Consider the following 18,670-nt stretch of genomic DNA (forward strand, 5'->3'; position numbering starts at 1 on the left):
CACCCGATCACCGACCAGCCGGTTGACGCGACCAGCCTGTTGTCGCCCGACAACCTGCGCCGGCTCCTGACCGACATGCCGGCGACCTTCACCCACTTCCATCCGCTGGGCTACGTGCTTGTCGTCATGCTGGGCGCGGGCGTGGCGGAACGTACAGGGCTCTTAGGCACCGCCATGCGCGCCGGTGTCAGAAACGCGCCGAAGCTCTTCTTGACGCCGGTCGTCGTCGCCGCCGGCATGCTCGGCAATCTGGCGTTGGATGCCGCCTATGTCGTCATGATCCCGCTGGCCGGCGTTCTGTTCGCCGCCGCCGGGCGTCACCCCATCGCCGGCATCGCGGCGACCTTCGCCGGCGTTTCCGGTGGCTTTACCGCCAACCTCTTCCCCGGCCAGTTCGACGCCCTACTGTTTGGCATCACCGAAGCCAGCGCCGAAATCCTGGATCCCGCCTGGCAGGCCAACATCGCCGGCAACTGGTATCTGATCATCGCATTGTTCTTCGTTTTCCTGCCCGTGATCTGGATCGTCACCGACCGGCTGCTGGAGCCGCGCCTGGGCGCCTGGACAGGCGGCGCGGTGGCCGGTTCCGACGAAGCGGTCGAAGGGCCGGTGACGCCAACCGAACGCAGGGGTCTTTTGTGGGCGGGCTTTGCCGTTCTGGTCGTCGTCGCGCTGTGGGTCCTCTTGACGATCGGACCGGGCACGCCGCTGATCGATGACAACGCGCTGCCGGAGGCCCGCCTTAACCCGCTCTATCAGTCATTGGTCGCAGGGTGCATGGTGCTTTTTCTTGCCAGCGGTTGGGTCTATGGCGCCGTCACCGGGTCCATCAAAACCCATCGCGACCTCGTTAAGATGATGGGCGAGTCCATGGCCGACCTCGGCTACTACCTCGTGCTCGCCTTTGCCGCCGCCCACTTCGTCGCCATGTTCGGCTGGTCCAATCTGGGGCTTATTCTGGCCATCGACGGCGCGGAGTTCCTACGCTGGACCGATCTGCCGGGACCGGTCCTGCTTGGTGGTCTAGTTATCCTGACCGGCGTCATCAACCTGTTTGTTGGTTCGGCATCGGCCAAGTGGGCGCTGCTGGCGCCGATCCTGGTGCCCATGCTGATGCTCTTGGGCATCAGCCCGGAAACCGCGACCGCGGCCTACCGGGTCGGCGACTCAGCCACCAACATCATCACACCGTTGATGGTCTACTTCCCGCTGATCCTGATTTTCTGCCAACGCTGGGACAAGGACTTCGGCCTGGGCAGCCTGATGGCGGCCATGGTGCCCTATTCGGTCTGGCTGATGGTGACCGGTGTCATTCTGATCGTCGCCTGGACCAGCTTCGATCTGCCGCTAGGCCCGGGCGCGATCGTCGACTACGTGCTGAACTGACGGTCTCGGGCGTCAGTGCTTGGGCGTTGGCATCGGCTTGACATCACCCCACGAAAACCGCCGTAGCCGTTCCGATGCGTCATCCAGATCCGGACGTGTGTGGCAGCGCCCGTCAAGCGCGGTATCCTCGACCAGCCGGTGCGGGTCGTCACCATGCACGAAGCCCAAGAACGGCCCGCCGAAGTCGTAGCCAACCAGCCGCGCCAACCGGTCGGGCAGGGTCCGCGCGAGATCCGGCGGCACCGCCAGATGCAGGTTCTCCTCCTGGCGCAGCCAGCCCAGGCTGTATTGCACCGAGATGCCCGTGCGTTTGGTGTTACCTGTGTTGGCGCCACCGGCATGGATCACGCCGCCGATATAGATCAGCACCGATCCGGCCGGCATCACCGCAGAAACAACTTCCTCGTCGCGCGCCTTGCGCCCGTGCTCCCACAGGTGGCTGCCCGGTGCCAGCCGCGTCCCGCCGTTATCCGCCGTGAAATCGCTACCTGCCCACATGGCCGCCAGGATGGTCGGCGGGTGGGGCTGGCGGAACGGATAGATCCCGCCGTCACGGTGAAGCTCCTGCGCCGCGTTGCCGGGCTCCAGGTGCATGATGCCGGTATAGTTGAGCTGATAGCGCACGCAGTTGGGCAGCAAGATCCGGTCGCACATCGCCAATACGGTGTCGTGGATCATCAGGCCGTGGGCGGCATCGGACTTGCCGACCAGGCTCTCGACATTCTTGGCGTGGGGCCCGGCGAAGTTGCCGGGGCCGTAGGGTGTCGCTTCGACCCATTGGTCCAACTCGGACGCGGCGCGGGCGACCAGCTCGGGCGCCAGATCGTCGACGACCACGCAGCCATCTTGTCGGACGATCTCTTCCATGCTGTCGATCGACGTATCCGCCGTGACCCGTTTCAACGCCATGCGACCATCTCCACCACGGTTCCGACCGCATCCTAGAGCAGATCGCACTTTATCTGAATCGCTTGTGATCCAGATAAAGTGCGTGAATCTGCTCTAACTATTTGATCTAGGGCGGATTCATGCGATTGAACAGAGCCGCCGGGTGGCTCTGATCAATCGCGATCCGCCCTAGGCCAAGTTGAGCAGGGAACACCACGGTACAGCTTTCGTGCCGTTTCGGGCGGCCCTACCATAACGACTGACGATGAAGGGGGCTGCCATGATACTTGACGACAAGATCGCATCCGGCGACATCGTCGTGCTGGATGGCGCGACGGGCACGGAGATCGCGCGTCTGGGCGGCGAGATGAGCGGCGCGGCCTGGTGCGCCGTCGCCAACAAAACCCATCCCGACATCGTCCGGAAGGTGCATGAGGAGTATCTGCTGGCCGGCGCCGACGTCATCACCGCCAACACCTTCGCGACCTGCCGTCATGTGCTGGATGCCGCGGGCCTGGGCGACGAGACCGTCGCCATCAACCGGCGTGCCGTCGAGCTGGCGCGCGAGGCGCGCGTCAACGTCGCCGCCGACCGGCCCGTTGCCGTGGCCGGCAGCCTGTCCACCATGGTGGCCTGGCAGGAGGGCAAGCTGACACCCGATCCGCGTTATCTGCCGACGGCCGATCAGGCGGCGGCGAACTACCACGAGATGGCCGGCGCCTTGGCAGACGCCGGCGCCGACCTACTGCTGCTGGAAATGATGATGGATATCGAGCGGGCCGGTCCCCTCATGGAGGCGGCGGTCGCAACCGGCCTGCCGGTCTGGGTCGGCCTCAGTTGTTCGGTGCGCGCCGACGGCGCCGTTGTCGGCTGGGATGTGAACACGGAAGAACGGGCCAAGATGATCGAAGGCATGGAGCGCGCCGCACCGCTGCCGCTGACCGAGATCATCGATGCGTTGAAGGCAATCGGTGGCGATGTCTACGGCATCATGCACAGTGTCATCGAATCCACGCAGCCTGGCCTCGACGTCCTCGCCGAGCGTTGGGATGGTCCCCTGATGGCCTATCCGGAAACGCTCATCTACGAAGCCGCGGATGACCGTCGTGATGTTACCGTGTCGGAGGAAGGCTTTGCCGAGGCCTGCCGCGGTTGGGTCGAGAACGGAGTCCAGATCATCGGCGGCTGCTGCGGCACGACCATCGAACACATCCGCGCCATGGTCGATCGCTTGCCGCCCGCCGTCGGACCGCGCCGCGCGGCCTGACGCCTATTCGGCCTCCACCGCAAAGCGCCGGCGGCCGACGGCACGGTAGTCGCTGACCTTCATGCGCAGGATGGCGTTGTCCTTATCCATCAGCCCCTGGGGCCCAAGATTGCCCGCACCGTCGCCGGCGGTGCCGTTCAGAATATCGTTGGGGTGCTTGTGGTCGACAAAGCCCAGGTTGACCGTGCCGAGGTCGTAACCCATCAGTTCTTGAAGCCGCTTGGGCAATGTGCGCGCCTGCTCGATCGGCATCGCCATATATTGGTTTTCTTCCTGGCGCAGCCAGCCCAGCGAGAACTGAATGGCGGCGCCGGTGCGCGCGCCGTTCGAACGGTTCGCGCCGCCAGCATGGATGGTGCTGCCGTTATAGATCAGCACCGAGCCGGCCGGCATCTCGGCCATGACAATTTCGTCGGGCGTAGGATCGCGCGCGTCATCCCACAGATGACTGCCCGGCACCAGGCAGGTCGCGCCGTTCTCCCGCGTGAAGTCGCTGACCGCCCACATGGTCGCGCAGATCGTCGGCGGCGCCGGGTTCTGAAACGGATAGAGACCGGCATCGCGATGCAGCACCTGGGCCTTCTCGCCCGGCTCCAAATGCATGACGCCGGTATAGTTGATCTGAACATTCGCGCAGTAAGGACCCAGCACCGCTTCGACGACACCCAGAACCATCGGGTCGAGCGCCATGTCGTGTGACTTCGGGCAGCGCGCCAAGAGGCAGCCGAAACGTTTGGTGTGTTTGCCCATGAAGTCCTCGTGACCGCAGGGTGTCGCCTTGATCAAGGGATCGAGTTCGCCCTTGAAAGCCGTCACACCGGCGGCGTCCAATGCGCCCGTGATGATCGCGTAGCCGTCTTCCGCGATGGCTTGCGCGACCTCCTTGACCGATGTTGCGGCTGCATCAAAACGGTTGAGCTCTGCCATGGGCCACCTCCTTGCGAGCTGGAAGTCTAGGACGGCGCCGTACGGTGGGCCAGCCGCATTGGCGTGGCGACGCGTTACTCCGTCGGCAGAACGCCCGGCGGCGGTGGCACCGCCTCGGCTTTCAGCCAGTTGATGCGTTCGCGATAGGCGCGGTCGAGCTCGGGATCGTTGCGCGGACCCGGTTCGCCGCCTGGCTCCTCCAGAAGGGCATGCGGGTTCTGGCCGTTGACCGTGCCCATGAACGGCGCGCCAAAGTCGTAACCGATCAGACGCTGGAGTTGCTCGGGCAGCTCCTTCGCCTTTTCCGGCGGCAGGGTCAGGAACTGGTTTTCCTGCTGGCGCAGCCAGCCGAGCGAGAAGTTAAGCGCGACCGCCGTGCGCGGCTGCTGCGTCCGGTTGGCGCCGCCACCATGAATGATGTTGTGTGCATATATAAGTGCCGAACCCGCCGGCATCTCCGCTGCAATGATCTCGCCAGGTTCCGGCTGTCGCTCTTCCTCCCACAGATGGCTGCCCGGCACGACCCGAGTCGCGCCGTTTTCAGCAGTGAAGTCCGTCACCGCCCAGAGCGATCCCTGCTGCGTCACCGGACCCGGATTGCGGAACGGATAAAAGAAGGCATCGCGGTGAAGCGCCTGCGCACTCTCGCCCGGCATTAGATGCATGACGCCTGTATAGGTTACATGATAGCGCGCGCACCACGGCAGCAGCAGGTGGTCGGCGGCCGCCAGAAGCAGAGGATGCAGCACCATCTGCCGGGTCGTGGGCGCGCGCATGAAGAGGTTGTTGAAGCGTTTGGTATGCCCGCCCAGAAAGTCCGTCTCGCCCGTACGGGTCGCCGCGATGTGGGGTACGAGCTCCCCGCGCAGGCTGGCAAGGTCATCGCGCGTCGTCATGTTCTCGATGATGACGTAGCCGGCGTCATCGAGCGCGTGGGCGATGTCGGTGCGCGTGGCGTTTCGGGCATCGAGACGGGCGAGATCGGCCATTCCAGTTCTCCACTGTGGCGCGGCGATGCGGGCTCGCGGTCATTGGCGGCGCAGACTATCATCCTCACCCAGCAACGCCGAACCTCGCGGCTAGTTGGTCTTGCCGGGTTGATTGAATGAGCGCCACGCTCGCGCGGCTTCTGCCGCTCTATGTCGTCGTCTTCATCGGTTTCTTGGGCTACAGCCTGACGGTGACGGTTTTTACGCCGCTGATCATGCAGGCCGAGGGCGGCATGATCGCCAAGGGCACGTCGACGGGAACGCGCACGATCATCCTGGGCATTCTGCTGTCGCTTTATCCCTTCGGTCAGTTCGTCAGCGCCCCGATCCTGGGCTCTCTCTCCGACCGCTATGGGCGCCGGCCCGTTCTGCTGACGTCGCTCGTTCTGGCGGCGGCCGTCTACGTCATGCTGGCGATGGCGCTAGAAACCCACAATCTCGCACTGTTGATGGTCGCCTGCCTGTTGGGCGGGCTGTGCGAAGGCAATGTCACGATCAGCCAGAGCGCGATCGCCGATGTCACGGCAGCGGAAGAACGCGGCCGGTACTTTGGCTACGTCTACTTCACCATCAGCTTCGCCTTCGTCGTCGGACCGCTGTTCGGCGGCAATCTGGCCGACGCCAGCCTGGTCTCCTGGTTCAGCAACGCGACACCCTTCTGGGTTGTCTGCGGGTTGCTTACCGTGACGATGGTGTGGGCCATCTTCCGCCTTGGCGAGACAAGAACCGCGCAACCGGCCGACCGCATCCGCCTGTTCGACGCCTTCACGAATCTGTTCAATGTCGTGACGGACAGGCGGCTGCGCATGCTCTACCTGATCAACCTGTGCATCTATCTGGCGATCTTCGGGTTCTTCCGCAGCTATCCCCTCTACCTGGTCGACGCATTCGACCTGGACGTCACCCAGTTGGCGATGTTCATTGCCTGGGTCTCGGTTCCGGTCATGGCGATCAATCTGTTCGCCATCGCCTGGCTGATGCGGCGTTTCAGCATCAAGCGGATGGTGTTCTGGTCGGCGATCCTGCTTGCGGTTTCGATGATCGCGGTGCTTGTGCCGTCGTCCCAGAGTGGGCTGTGGTTCCCCTTGTTCTTCGCCGGCCTGTTTCTGGCCATCTGTTTACCGGCCTGTACGTCGGTGCTGTCGTTTGCCGTCGGCGAGGACGAGCAAGGCCAGGTGCTGGGCAACAACCAGTCGCTACAGGTCGGCTCGGAATCGCTGTCCGGTCTGGTCGTCGGCTTCCTGGCCGCCGTGTTCATTCCGCTGCCGATGATCGTCCTGGCGGTTATTGCCGTCACCGGTGCGGGGCTGCTGAAACTTTACGAACGACGATCGTAGGGATGCTGGGGGTCGCAGGCGATGCTGCGGCGGCCTATCATCGCGCGTTCAATTCAAGGGAGCATCGTGATGTCGGACGAACCCGTCCTCTATGAGTCCATCGACAAGGTCGCCGTCATCACGTTGAACCGACCCGACAAACTGAACGCGCTGAACGACGAGGTCTGCCGGCTGATGACGGATGCCTGGCACCGCTTCAACGCGAGTGACGACCGGGTTGCCGTCCTGACCGGCAGGGGCCGCGCCTTTACCGCCGGGGCGGATCTGAAAGACGGCGGTGAGATCTGGCCCTATACGCCGGGCGTCGGCATCGAGGTCAACAAGCCGATCATCGCCGCGGTCAACGGGCTGGCGGTCGGCGGCGGCGTGGTGCTGGTGCAGTTCGCCGATCTCGCCGTCGCGGCCGAGGACGCGTGGTTCAGCTATCCCGAAGCCAAGATCGGTTTCACCGGCGGGCTCATCACCTCCATGGTCGCGCGCATCCCGCACAAGATCGCCATGGAGTTCCTGCTGGTCGGCGAAAAGATGACGGCACAGCGCGCCTATGACGTCGGTTTCGTCAACCGCGTCGTGCCGGGCGATCAGTTGATGGACGCGGCGATGGATTACGCGACGCGCCTTGCCGCCAACGCGCCGATGGTGATGGAGACCTTGAAGGCGTTCGCCGGGCGAACCCTGCCCAAAGGCCCGACCGAACTGGCCGGCTATGCCCGCCACATGACCGAGCGCACGTTCGCCAGCGAGGATCTGAAGGAAGGCCTTGCCGCGTTCAACGACAAACGCAAGCCGGACTTCAAGAACAGCTAGCCCGCATCAACCGAAAGTACGCCAGGTCCTCGTTGTAGGCACGCCGCATACCTTCGGCCTTCATGCCCAGTTTTTCGACGACGCGCACCGAGCGTTCGTTACCTGGCTTCAGCACCGCGACGATCTCGCCGAGCCCCAGCGTCTCGAACCCGTAACGCAGCAGTTCCCTCGCCGCTTCGGTCGCGTAGCCCCGGCCCCAGGCGTCGCGGCGGAAGCGCCATCCGATCTCGATCAGATCGGTATCGGGCAACGGCACGAGGCAAACCCAACCCAACAAATCGTCCCTGCGGTCGCGGGTCACCGCGCCCCAAACACCCAGCCCGGGCGGGTGTTGCTTTGACATGCTTTCTTCCAGCGATGCCCGCCGGCTCACCTCATCCGAGACACTGCCGTCGCGGATATGGCGCATCACCTCGGGATCGCCATACATCCCGACCAGGGTGTCAATGTCGTCACGGATCAACGGCCGCAGAGAAAGCCGCTCGGTTCGCAGCTCCGGCAAGTAGGGCATGGCGATATGGACGTCGGTGGAGCGGGCCGGGAACCTAACCCCCGCGACCCCCGGCGACAACGGGTCTACGAGATATAGATCGTCTTCACGTTGACGAACTCCCGGATGCCGTAGGGGCTGAGCTCGCGGCCGTAACCGGACTTCTTGACGCCGCCGAAGGGCAGGCGCGGGTCGGAGGCGACCATGGCGTTAACGAAGGTGGAGCCGGCTTCGAGCTCGTCGATGAAGCGGCGCTGTTCGCCCGCGTCGTTGGTCCAGACGCTGGACGCCAGGCCGAACTCGCTGGCGTTGGCGAGCGCGATCGCCGCGTCGATGTCCTTCACCTTGTGCAACAGCGCGACCGGGCCGAAGACTTCCTGATCGAAGGCCGGCGCGTCCTCTGGAATGTCGGCCAGCACGGTCGGCGGATAGAAGAAGCCGTCGCCTTTGATCGGTGCGCCGCCGCACAAGGCCTTGGCACCTGCCTTGACCGAGGCCTTCACCTGGCTGTCGACATCGTCCAGGCCCTGCTGGGTGGCGAGCGGGCCGATATCGGTCGCCGCGTCCATCGGATCGCCGACGGTGAGCGCCTGCATCGCCTTGACGAACTTCTTCTTGAACGCGGTGTAGACGTCCTTGTGCACGATGAACCGTTTGGCGGCGATGCACGACTGGCCGTTGTTGATGGTGCGCGCCTTGACCGCCGTCGCCACCGCATCGTCCAACCTGGCCGACGGCATGACGATGAAGGGATCGCTGCCGCCCAGTTCCAGTACGGTCTTCTTGATGTTGGCGCCGGCGCGCCCGGCGACGGCAACGCCCGCTTCTGTGCTGCCGGTCAGCGTCGCTGCGGCGATCCTATCGTCGTCGATCACCTTCGCGACCTTGGACGAGCCGATCAGCAGAGTCTGAAACAGTCCCTCCGGCGCCTTGGCGGCGGCAAAGACCTCCTCGATGGCAAGAGCGGATTGCGGCACGTTGGACGCATGCTTCAGGACGCCGGCATTGCCGGCCATGATCGCCGGCGCGGCGAACCGGAAGAGCTGCCAGAACGGGAAGTTCCACGGCATGACCGCGAGCACGACGCCGAGCGGCAGAAAGCGCACGTAGCTGCGGCTGGCATCGGACGCGATCACCTGATCGGCCAAAAAGGCGCTGGCGTTCTCCGCGTAGTAGCGGCAGACCCACGCGCACTTGTCGACCTCTGCCTTGGCCGAGACGAGCGTCTTGCCCATCTCCGCCGTCATCAACACCGCCCATTCGTCACGCCGTGCCTCAAGCGCGGCGGCAACATCGTGCATGAGCTTGCTGCGCACGCCGAAATCGGTCTGGCGCCAGGCCGCCTGTGCCTCGACCGCGCGGCCTAGCTTGGCGTCGAGTTCTCCGAGCGTCAGTTCCTTGAAACTCTGGATCGTTTCACCGGTCGTCGGATTGATACTCTTGATCGCCATGACCTAACCTCGCTGGCGGATAGACAGAAGTGAAACGCGCGGCGAGGGGGAATGCCGCGAACCCGACGAGCGAGATCAGGCGCTGGCGCGATCGGCTTCGAAGTACGTGTGCTCGCGCCCGTCAACATGCATGCCGTCCACGCCATAGTAGCGGCGAAGGTTCTGATGCACCGGCCGCGGCGGGTCGGCCTTCAGCCACAGACGGAACAATAGCCGGCGGCGATCCAGCTCCGGCCAATCCTCGAAACCGGTCCGCGAATGCAGGACGGTGTAGTTATTGATGAACGAGGTCCAGCCGGGCTCCAGCTGAAAGGTCAGGACAACGTCGTCGCGGTTCGCGACGGCCTCGAAACAGTCGAGCGCCTCGACCTGCTTGTCGCTTAGCGGCTGGCCCAGCTCTTCGGCGCCCATCTCAATGAACTCGCGCAGGAAACACGCCGAGAGCTTGCCGTCCTCACGGCAGAAGACTGGGACCTTGTAGTCCGTGACGACACCCTGGCCGGGCGGCTGCTCGCCGAACCAGTGATAATGGAATCCCTCATAGAGCGGTTCCAGCAGGTCAGGCCTGGTGGCGGCGATCTCGTTATGGATCGCGACCGAGCTGCTCAACCGGCTCATGCCGCCGCTCTTGGCCTGGCGGATGCACATCAGCCCGACAATGTCGTCGTTATCGGTGTGCAGACGAAGCTCCTTGGCGCTGCGATAACCACGCTCGCGCTTGCCCGGCTCCGACACATCGGTGACATAACCCAGCCGGTCGCCCATCGGGCTCTGCGCGACGCCGTGGCCGAAATAGCTGCCGATCGCCCAATAGACGATACCCAGATCCTCCTCGCTCATGGTCTCGATTGGGAAACCACGCACGACAATCAGGCCGCGTCCTTCCATCAACTCGTCGCGGATGGCCAGAAGGTCATCCTCGATCTCGGGCATCGCGACATGCTGGGCCGCGAGATCCTGCAGGCCGACGCCATCGCGCTTGGCACGCGCGACCACCGCCTCGAAAGCGGCCAGATGGCGCGGCTCAAGGTCGAACGCAAAATCGTCCGGGCTCTCGAAATCGCCGCCCTTCCAAGCCGAAGCATGGTCGATCGCACGTGTGTCGATGGTGGTCATGGTGTTCTCCGCTTCATCCATCCACGACCCGCCTCAGGCCATGTATCGTCAATAATATCAGTGGGTTAGAGAAAACCCACGACCAGAAGGCCGTCGCCGGGCGACGCCATCGGGCGGATTTGTCTCTGGGGCGCGCCTGAAGTATGCGCCGAGGGGGCGGGGCGGGGCAAGGTTGAGTCGTCGTGGCGGTTTCGCACTCCGCTTGTTCGGCGGTCAGGCCGATTTAAGCACGGGGTCGCGATAGGCCCGCTTCAGTCCCTCGTAGTAGGCAACCACACCGGCATGCGCCGGGCGCGCCGGCTCGACCTCGAACCACAGGCGGTAGAGCAGGCGGTTGGCCGCGCTTTCGGCGTCCGCGTCAAAAGCTCGTCGACCGTGCAACACCGCCTTGTTGTCGATCACGATCATGTCGCCGGACGCCAAGTCGATTTCCAGCGCCATGCCGTCCCGTTCGCTGATCTCCTTGAACAACGAAAATGCTGCCTCGAGATCCGGATCCAGCGTACCGCCGGTCTCCTCGGCGGCCGCCCGCATATAGCTTGGCAAGAAAACGCAGACGATCCGCCCTTGGCTCTGCGAGAACACGGGCACGGTGAAGTCGCTGACCGTCTCGCCTGGTGACGGCGGTTCGCCGTACCAATGCATCGGCGCGCCGCAATAGAGCGCGCGCAACAGATCCGGACGCTCCTCGGCCATCACGTTGTGGACCGCGCCGGCGCTGAGCAAGCGCGACGCGCCGCCGGATGCCGCCGGACGCACGCAGGCCAGACCCAGACCGTCGACATGGTCGGTGTGGAAACCGGACGGCGTGCTCTTGCCGTACCCGCGCCACGCGTCGTCGCGCTCGCGGTTAAGCTCGACACGGCCGAGCAGATCGCCATAGGCGTTTTGCGACGCGCGCCGGCCGAAATGAGCGCCGACCGCCCACGCGATGACCGCCGCCTCGTCCTCGTCGAGTTCGTCGAACGGCAGGCCGCGCAACAGCACCACGCCACGGCCCCGGTAGACCTCGTGGCGTATGGTCGCCAATGTGGATGTCAGCGCGGGAAGAGCTTCATCATCCGATGTCAGGTCATACCAGGACCTGTTTGCGCCGCGCACACTACGGGCAAACCAGGTGAGGGCATCGCGCTGGTGCCGCGTCAGGCCAACGGCAATGTCGTCCAGGGAGGCGAAGTCGCTTGCCCACCATGTCGCCGCGTTGTCGATGGTCAGGTCGAACGTCTCAGGCATCGCGCATCTCCGCATGGCTGCAACCGGACCGCGAAACTATGAGACCAAGTTGGGCCCGAGATAAAGCCCAATCGTGATGCGGGCGACCGATGCATCGCGGCCAACGTTCAATCGTCCAGCTTGACCGCCTTCAACCGCAACGCGTTCGAAATGACAGAGACCGAGCTCAGGCTCATGGCGGCGGCCGCGATCATCGGACTGAGCAGAACGCCGAAGAAGGGATAGAGCAGGCCGGCCGCGATCGGCACGCCAAGGCCATTATAGATAAACGCGAAGAACAGATTCTGGCGGATGTTCGCCATCACCGCGTGGCTCAGATGACGCGCGCGCACGATGCCGTCCAGATTGCCCTTCACCAACGTGATGCCAGCGCTTTCCTTGGCAACGTCGGCGCCGGTGCCCATGGCGATACCAACATCAGCGGCGGCCAGCGCCGGTGCGTCGTTGACGCCGTCGCCCGCCATGGCGACGACCCGGCCTTCGCCGCGCAGCCGCTCGATCACCGCACCTTTCTCGGTCGGCAATACGTCGGCGATGACCTCATCGATCGGTAGCCTTGCCGCGACGGCCTTGGCCGTGGCTTCGGTGTCGCCGGTCAGCATGACAATGCGCAGGCCCAGGCCCGCCAACCGTTCAAACGCGGCGGCGCTGGTCTGTTTGATCGGGTCGGCAACGCCGATCAAGCCCGCGGCTTGACCATCGATCGCGACCAGCATCACGGTTTCACCGCGCGCGCGATCCTCCGCCGCACGCGTCACAAGCGCATCGGATGAGATGCCGAGACCTTCCAGCAGTTTCATGTTGCCGAGCGCGACGCGCCGGCCATCGACCTCACCGGTCACGCCTTGCCCGGTCACCGACTCGAAGTCCTTTGCGTCGCTCAAGGTGAGATTGCGGTCGCCAGCGCCGGCGACGATCGACGCGGCCAAGGGATGTTCGCTGGCGCGCTCCAGGCTCGCTGCCAAGCGCAGCAGTTCGGTTTCGTCGATGGCGCCAACGGCGACGACGGAGACCAGTTGCGGGCGTCCCTCGGTCACCGTGCCGGTCTTGTCGACCACCAGGGTGTCGACCTTTTCGAAACGCTCCAGCGATTCGGCATCGCGAATCAAGACACCCATGTGCGCGCCGCGCCCGGTGCCGACCATGATCGAAACCGGCGTCGCCAAGCCAAGCGCGCAGGGGCATGCGATGATCAAGACGGAAACGGCGGCGACCAGGGCATAGTCGAAGCTGGGCGCCGGTCCCCAGATCATCCAGGCGATAAAGGCAATCACGGCGATGGCGACGACGCCCGGCACGAAGATGCCGGCGACCTTGTCGGCGGCGCCCTGGATCGGCGCGCGACTGCGTTGCGCCTGTGCGACCATGTTGACGATCTGCGCCAGCATGGTGTCCGACCCGACGCCGGTGGCGCGCATGACGAACCCGCCCGCGCCGTTGACCGTGCCGCCGATGACGGGGTCGCCGGCCTGCTTGGCGACGGGCACGGGCTCGCCGGTCACCATGGACTCATCGACATTGCTGCGACCGTCGGTGACGTCGCCGTCGACCGGCACCTTTTCGCCGGGCCGCACGCGCAACAGATCGCCGGCGACGATCTGGTCGAGCGGCACCTCTTCATCGCCGTCGCCATCTATCAGACGCCTTGCGGTGCGCGGCGCGAGGTCGAGCAGACTGCGCAACGCGTTGCCGGTCCGCTCACGCGCGCGAAGCTCCAGGACTTGGCCTAAAAGGATCAGCACGATGATGACGGCGGCCGCTTCGAAGTAGACGGGCACCGTGCCGCCCGATGCTTGGAACTCCGACGGGAAGGCGTCCGGGAAAATCAGCGCGACGACGCTGTAGGCATAGGCCGCGCCGGTGCCGATCGCGATCAGGGTGAACATGTTGAGGCGCCAGGTGACGATCGACTTCCAGCCGCGCTGGAAGAACGGCAACCCGCACCACAGGACAACCGGCGTCGCCAACACACCCTGCACCCACTGAGACGTGCGTGCGTCAATCACATCATGGACCGGGATGCCGACATGGGACGCCATTTCCAGCAGGAACACCGGCAGGCCGAGCACCAAGCCGATCCAGAAGCGGCGGGTAAAGTCGATTAGCTCCGGATTGGGCGGCTGTTCGGCGGTAACCGCCTCCGGCTCCAGTGCCATGCCGCAGATCGGACAGCTACCGGGACCTTCCTGGCGCACCTCCGGATGCATGGGACAGGTGTAGATCGCCCCCGGCACAACCGGTGCGGCCGCGGCCGAACGCACGGCGTGGCCGCAGCAACCGTGGTCATGGGCATCACTCATGATCGCCGCCATCCGCCAGGTCGTCGAGGATCGGACAGTCCGGCCGGCCGTCGCCGTGGCAGCGGTCCGCCAGATCGGAAAGCGTCCGCCGCATGGCCTTCAGTTCGTCGATCTTGGCGTCGATGTCGGCGATGCGCTTTTCGGTCAGCGCCTTGACCTCGCCGCTGGAGCGGTCGTCGTCACGGTAGAGGGCGAGAAGCTGGCGGCATTCTTCGACGGTGAAGCCATGCCGGCGCGCCCGTTCCACGAAGCGCAGAACATGGATGTCCGCGTCGGAATAGACGCGGTAACCGCTGTCAGTCCGTCTCGCGGGCTCGACAAGGCCAATCTCCTCGTAGAACCGGATTGTCTTGGCAGGCAGGCCCGAAGACGCGGCCGCCTGACCGATCGTGATGCCGTTCACCGTTAGGCTCCCGCAACGAAGTGATCCTCGCCAACAGCATTCGGCTGTTGGTCCCCCTCTACCATGGGGCTTCCAGTTACTGGAAGGTCAAACCCGGCGGCCAAAAAAATGACGCCGCTCCCTTGGGGTCGGGAGCGGCGTCTGAAGAAAGATCAGAACCGGTGGGGTTTGGGGTCGGGGGAGGTCGGGTTCCGGTCCTGATCTGCGATGAGCCGGTTGGCTGGGTGGGCCGCGCGACGCATCTAGGAGGTCTGTGATGCTTAATCTCTATCGCGACGCGGGGGTTTCGTGGGGGTCGGCCGTGTCGCGATAACACTTTGGATACATTTATCCGGCCGCCCGCGCCGCTCATTGGCGAACAGGCGCGCCCTAATCGGTTATGAGGCTGCTCATTTCGATTGGTAACGCCTGATCAATTCGTCATTAGCGTTTGTTATCAGGCAGTTAGAGCTTCCCTGTCAGAGCGCTTCGCCGCGCAGCAGCCGCGGCAGATGGCCCACGGTTCCCATCGCGTGACGCATGAAGAGTTTTTTGAGAGGCGGCAATTGGTTAACAACGGCCAGTCCGACGTCCCGCGCCAGCCTGATCGGCGCCAGATCGTTGGAGAACAAACGGTTAAGACTGTCGGTGACGGCGATCAACATCAGATTGTCGACCCGGCGCCACCGGGCGTACCGCTCCAGCCCGTCGCTGTGGCCGGGCTCCAGTCCCAGGTGGCGGCGATCGGCCAGCACTTCGGCCAGGGCCGCGGTGTCGCGCAGACCGAGATTGTAGCCCTGGCCGGCGATCGGATGGATCAGATGGGCGGAATCGCCGACCAGAGCCAGCCGGTGATCGGCATAACGTTCGGCGTGGACCAGGGTCAGCGGATAGGACCAGCGCGGCCCGACAGGCTCGACCGCGCCCAGAAAGTCGCCGAAGCGCCACATGAGCTCCTCAAGGAACCCGTCGTCATCGAGCGTGAGGATACGTTCGGCGATGTCGGCGGCCTCGGTCCACACCAGCGACGAGCGGTTGCCGGGCAGCGGCAGAATGGCGAAGGGTCCGGCGGGCAGAAAACGCTCATGCGCGATGCCGCGATGGGGACGCTCATGCAGCACGGTCGTGACGATCCCGGTCTGACCATAGGCATGCCGAACATGGCGGATACCCGCCAGATCGCGCACCGGCGAGAAGGCACCGTCACAGGCGATAACCAAGGGCGCGTTGATCCGACTGCCATCGGCCAGCGCCACGGTGGCGGTTTCGGGTTCGCGATCCAATCCTGCCACCTCGTGTGGCGCTCTGATTTGGACGTTGTTCAGATTGGCCAGCCGCTCGATCAGCGCTTGGCGCAGGATTCGGTTTTCAGCGATGAAACCAAGAGGATGGTCGCCGACATCCCGGTGGTCGTAGTGCAGGAAAAGCGGCGCGTCGCCGTCGGAAACGCGGATCTCCAGGATAGGCTCGGCCGCGTCATCGACGCCCTGCCAGACGCCGATCGTCTCCAGCATGACCTTGGAGCTCCAGGCGATCGACGACACCCGACCGTCAAAGCCGGCGTCCAGGGTCTCGCGGGGGTCACGGCGGTCGATCAGGACAATGTCGAAGCCGGCACCGGCCAGCGCCACGGCCGCGGTGAGACCGTTCAGGCCGCCGCCGACAATGGCGATCTCAGCGTCTTGCCGACTCGAAACATCCATGTGGGAAACATCGTCACGCCGTCGCGCATTGTCCAGCACATCCCGGGCAGACTAGATTGGCGGCCTGGAAGTACGGGAAGGGGGGCGCCGATGGCCGAGGCCTGGCACGACATGACGGCATTGGAACTGGGCGAGGGCATCGCAAGCGGCGTCATCGATCCGGTCGCGCTGACCAATCATTTCCTCGAACGCATCGCCGCGGACGATCCCGATCATCTGGTCTACCTGCGCCTGACACCGGAACGCGCGCGCGCCGAGGCCGAAGCGGCGCGGGCACGCGCCAAGGCGGGCCTGCGGCACGGACCGCTCGACGGCGTGCCGCTGTCATGGAAGGACCTGGTCGATACGGCGGGCGTCGAGACCAGCGGCGCCGCGCGTGCCTTACAGGGCCGCGTGCCCGAGCATGACGCCACGCTTCTGGCGCGCGCGACGCGAGCCGGCACGATCTGCCTGGGCAAGACCAACCTGACGGAGTTCGCGTTTTCCGGCCTCGGCATCAACACGACACACGGCACGCCGCCCAATGCCCATGACGAGAATGTCGCGCGCATCCCCGGCGGGTCATCGTCGGGCGCCGCGGTCTCCGTCGCGCGCGGCCTGGCGCCGGCGGGCATCGGTTCGGACACCGGCGGCTCGGTCCGTATTCCCGCATCCCTGAACGGCGTCGTCGGTCTCAAAACAACCGCCGGCGACCTGACGCTCGACGGCATCCTGCCGCTGTCGCCGAGCCTCGACACCATCGGTCCCTTGACCCGTGACGTCGCCGACGCCAACGCCGTGTGGTCCGTTCTGAGCGGACGCAAAGCCGCCGATCTGACCGGCGTCTCGCTCAAGGGCAAACGGTTCCTGGCGCCGAAGAATGCGATGTGGGCCGAAGTGGATCCGGGGATCGAGCGGGCGGTGCGCACCGGCGTCGAGGCCATGGAGCGCGCCGGCGCCACAGTCGCCTGGGAGCAGGTCGATGAGATCGATCAGGCGGTCCAGATCATGGGCAAGGGCGGCGGCGTTGTGACCGTCGAGGCCTATGCCAGTTGGGGTGATCTGGTCGAAGACAAGCCGGACCTGATCTACGCCAACATGCTGCCGCGCTTTCGCGAGGGCACGAAGCTCGCCGGCTTCAATCTGGTGCGCATGCAGAACGAGCTGGAGGCCGTGCAGGATGTCATGGCCCGGCGGCTCGCCGGTTGGGACGCCATGATCGCGCCCACCGTGCCGATCAGCCCGCCGCCGATCGCCGGCCTGATCGATGACGAGGCGGCCTATCGCAAAGCCAATCGCAACACCCTGCGCAACACGACGCCCGGTAACCTGTTGAAACTCTGCGCGCTGACCCTGCCTTGCGGCCGCGACGATATCGGCTTGCCGGCGGGCCTCATGGTCATGCAGCGCGCCCACCAGGAAGCCGCCATCCTGCGTCTGGGCAAAGCCTGCGAAACGGCGCTGGCCGACGGCTAGCCCGCATGACCCATCCCGATCTTCCGCCGCCGGAGACGGTGCATGGTGACGTCGTAACCGGCGGCGGGCGGCATCCGTACATGATCGGCATCTTGTTGATGCTGACGGCGCTTATCCTGATCAACTGCTCCGACGCGGTCGCGAAGCTGACCATCGAGCAGGTGCCGGTATTTCAGGTCGCGCTGTTTCAGGCCGCCGCGATGATCGTCGCCGTGCCGTTCCTTGCACGCACGACGAACCTCGCGCACCTGGTCAGGACAAGTAGGCCGCGCTTGCAGTTCGTCCGATCTTGCTGCCAGTTCGGCAGCGCCATCTGCTTCTTCTCGGGCCTCGCTTTCCTACCGCTGGTCGATGTCATTGCCATCATCCTACTCGGGCCCCTCATGGTCACCGCCCTCGCCGCACTCGTCCTTAAGGAAAAGGTTGGCCCACGCCGCTGGTCGGCATGTGGTTTCGGCTTGGCCGGCGCGCTCATCATGATCCGGCCGACCTTCGACGACGGCATGGGCTGGCCGGCGTTGCTACCGCTGGGCGCCGTCTGCTTCTACTCCGTCTACGCGGTTATCACGCGCATGCTGGCGCCGCACCACGGCACCGGGACCATGATGTTCTGGGCCGCCATTGTCGGTTTCGTCGTGCTTATCGTTACATCGCCGTTCTATTGGCAGGCACCGACGCCGGAGATTTGGCTCGGCCTCGTCGTCGTCGCGATCCTGTCGGCGAGCAGCAACGGTTTCACCATCCGCGCCTACGCGCATGCGCCGGCGTCCCTGCTGGCGCCGTTCGCCTATGTCGAGATCATCGGCGGCACAATTCTGGGCTATCTGATCTGGCGCGACTTCCCCGACGCCATTACCTGGCTGGGCATCGCCTCGAGACCACACGATCGGCGTTCTCCAGCAGGAAGACGAGGAGATCGAAGACCTGGCGCTCCACGTG

The 18,670-nt window shown here is 64.8% G+C and carries 16 protein-coding genes; 6 read left to right on the forward strand and 10 right to left on the reverse strand.

The window, feature by feature from the left end:
* Positions 1-1,386, forward strand: a 1,386-nt coding sequence (locus tag AAF563_23405) for an AbgT family transporter (protein MEM7124246.1), incomplete at its 5' end; no start/stop codon positions are given.
* 12 nt (positions 1,387-1,398) lie between these two features.
* On the opposite strand, the gene AAF563_23410 is transcribed toward AAF563_23405, so the two are convergent.
* Positions 1,399-2,295: a phytanoyl-CoA dioxygenase family protein gene (locus tag AAF563_23410; protein ID MEM7124247.1), complete on the reverse strand. Its 897-nt coding sequence runs from the start codon at positions 2,293-2,295 to the stop codon at positions 1,399-1,401.
* A 259-nt stretch (positions 2,296-2,554) separates the two neighbouring features.
* On the opposite strand from AAF563_23410, the gene AAF563_23415 reads away from it, so the two are divergent.
* Positions 2,555-3,541 (forward strand): homocysteine S-methyltransferase family protein, encoded by a 987-nt coding sequence (locus tag AAF563_23415; protein ID MEM7124248.1) that lies wholly within the window; start codon positions 2,555-2,557, stop codon positions 3,539-3,541.
* A 3-nt stretch (positions 3,542-3,544) separates the two neighbouring features.
* Here the strand turns inward: AAF563_23415 and AAF563_23420 are convergent, their stop codons facing one another.
* Both AAF563_23420 and AAF563_23425 read right to left on the reverse strand, forming a co-directional pair.
* On the reverse strand, positions 3,545-4,468 hold the full coding sequence (locus AAF563_23420; GenBank protein MEM7124249.1) for a phytanoyl-CoA dioxygenase family protein: 924 nt from the start codon (positions 4,466-4,468) through the stop codon (positions 3,545-3,547).
* A gap of 74 nt (positions 4,469-4,542) precedes the next feature.
* A complete protein-coding gene (locus AAF563_23425) occupies positions 4,543-5,457 on the reverse strand; it encodes a phytanoyl-CoA dioxygenase family protein (GenBank protein ID MEM7124250.1) in 915 nt (304 codons plus the stop codon).
* A 116-nt stretch (positions 5,458-5,573) separates the two neighbouring features.
* Between AAF563_23425 and AAF563_23430 the strand changes: the two genes are divergently transcribed.
* Positions 5,574-6,794, forward strand: a complete 1,221-nt coding sequence (locus AAF563_23430; GenBank protein ID MEM7124251.1) for an MFS transporter — start codon at positions 5,574-5,576, stop codon at positions 6,792-6,794.
* A gap of 69 nt (positions 6,795-6,863) precedes the next feature.
* A complete protein-coding gene (locus AAF563_23435) occupies positions 6,864-7,601 on the forward strand; it encodes an enoyl-CoA hydratase/isomerase family protein (protein MEM7124252.1) in 738 nt (245 codons plus the stop codon).
* On the opposite strand, the gene AAF563_23440 is transcribed toward AAF563_23435, so the two are convergent.
* The 7 genes from AAF563_23440 to AAF563_23470 form a co-directional block, all read right to left on the reverse strand.
* Complete coding sequence (locus AAF563_23440) at positions 7,588-8,112, reverse strand: GNAT family N-acetyltransferase (GenBank protein MEM7124253.1); 525 nt, start codon at positions 8,110-8,112, stop codon at positions 7,588-7,590. The genes AAF563_23435 and AAF563_23440 overlap by 14 nt on opposite strands.
* Positions 8,113-8,177: 65 nt before the next feature.
* Positions 8,178-9,542, reverse strand: a complete 1,365-nt coding sequence (locus AAF563_23445) for an NAD-dependent succinate-semialdehyde dehydrogenase (GenBank protein MEM7124254.1) — start codon at positions 9,540-9,542, stop codon at positions 8,178-8,180.
* Between the two features lie 75 nt (positions 9,543-9,617).
* A complete protein-coding gene (locus AAF563_23450) occupies positions 9,618-10,658 on the reverse strand; it encodes a TauD/TfdA family dioxygenase (protein ID MEM7124255.1) in 1,041 nt (346 codons plus the stop codon).
* A 213-nt stretch (positions 10,659-10,871) separates the two neighbouring features.
* On the reverse strand, positions 10,872-11,891 hold the full coding sequence (locus AAF563_23455) for a TauD/TfdA family dioxygenase (GenBank protein MEM7124256.1): 1,020 nt from the start codon (positions 11,889-11,891) through the stop codon (positions 10,872-10,874).
* Between the two features lie 107 nt (positions 11,892-11,998).
* On the reverse strand, positions 11,999-14,191 hold the full coding sequence (locus AAF563_23460; GenBank protein MEM7124257.1) for a copper-translocating P-type ATPase: 2,193 nt from the start codon (positions 14,189-14,191) through the stop codon (positions 11,999-12,001).
* Positions 14,184-14,585 (reverse strand): Cu(I)-responsive transcriptional regulator, encoded by a 402-nt coding sequence (cueR, locus tag AAF563_23465; GenBank protein MEM7124258.1) that lies wholly within the window; start codon positions 14,583-14,585, stop codon positions 14,184-14,186. The genes AAF563_23460 and cueR overlap by 8 nt, the downstream gene beginning before the upstream one ends.
* Positions 14,586-15,052: 467 nt before the next feature.
* A complete protein-coding gene (locus AAF563_23470) occupies positions 15,053-16,276 on the reverse strand; it encodes a UbiH/UbiF/VisC/COQ6 family ubiquinone biosynthesis hydroxylase (protein MEM7124259.1) in 1,224 nt (407 codons plus the stop codon).
* Between the two features lie 90 nt (positions 16,277-16,366).
* Between AAF563_23470 and AAF563_23475 the strand changes: the two genes are divergently transcribed.
* Positions 16,367-17,731: an amidase family protein gene (locus AAF563_23475; GenBank protein ID MEM7124260.1), complete on the forward strand. Its 1,365-nt coding sequence runs from the start codon at positions 16,367-16,369 to the stop codon at positions 17,729-17,731.
* Positions 17,732-17,736: 5 nt separating this feature from the next.
* Positions 17,737-18,670: DMT family transporter (locus AAF563_23480; GenBank protein ID MEM7124261.1), on the forward strand; the 934-nt coding region annotated here is incomplete at its 3' end.

Source organism: Pseudomonadota bacterium, from assembly GCA_039028155.1.
Lineage (GTDB): Bacteria > Pseudomonadota > Alphaproteobacteria > SP197 > SP197 > JANQGO01.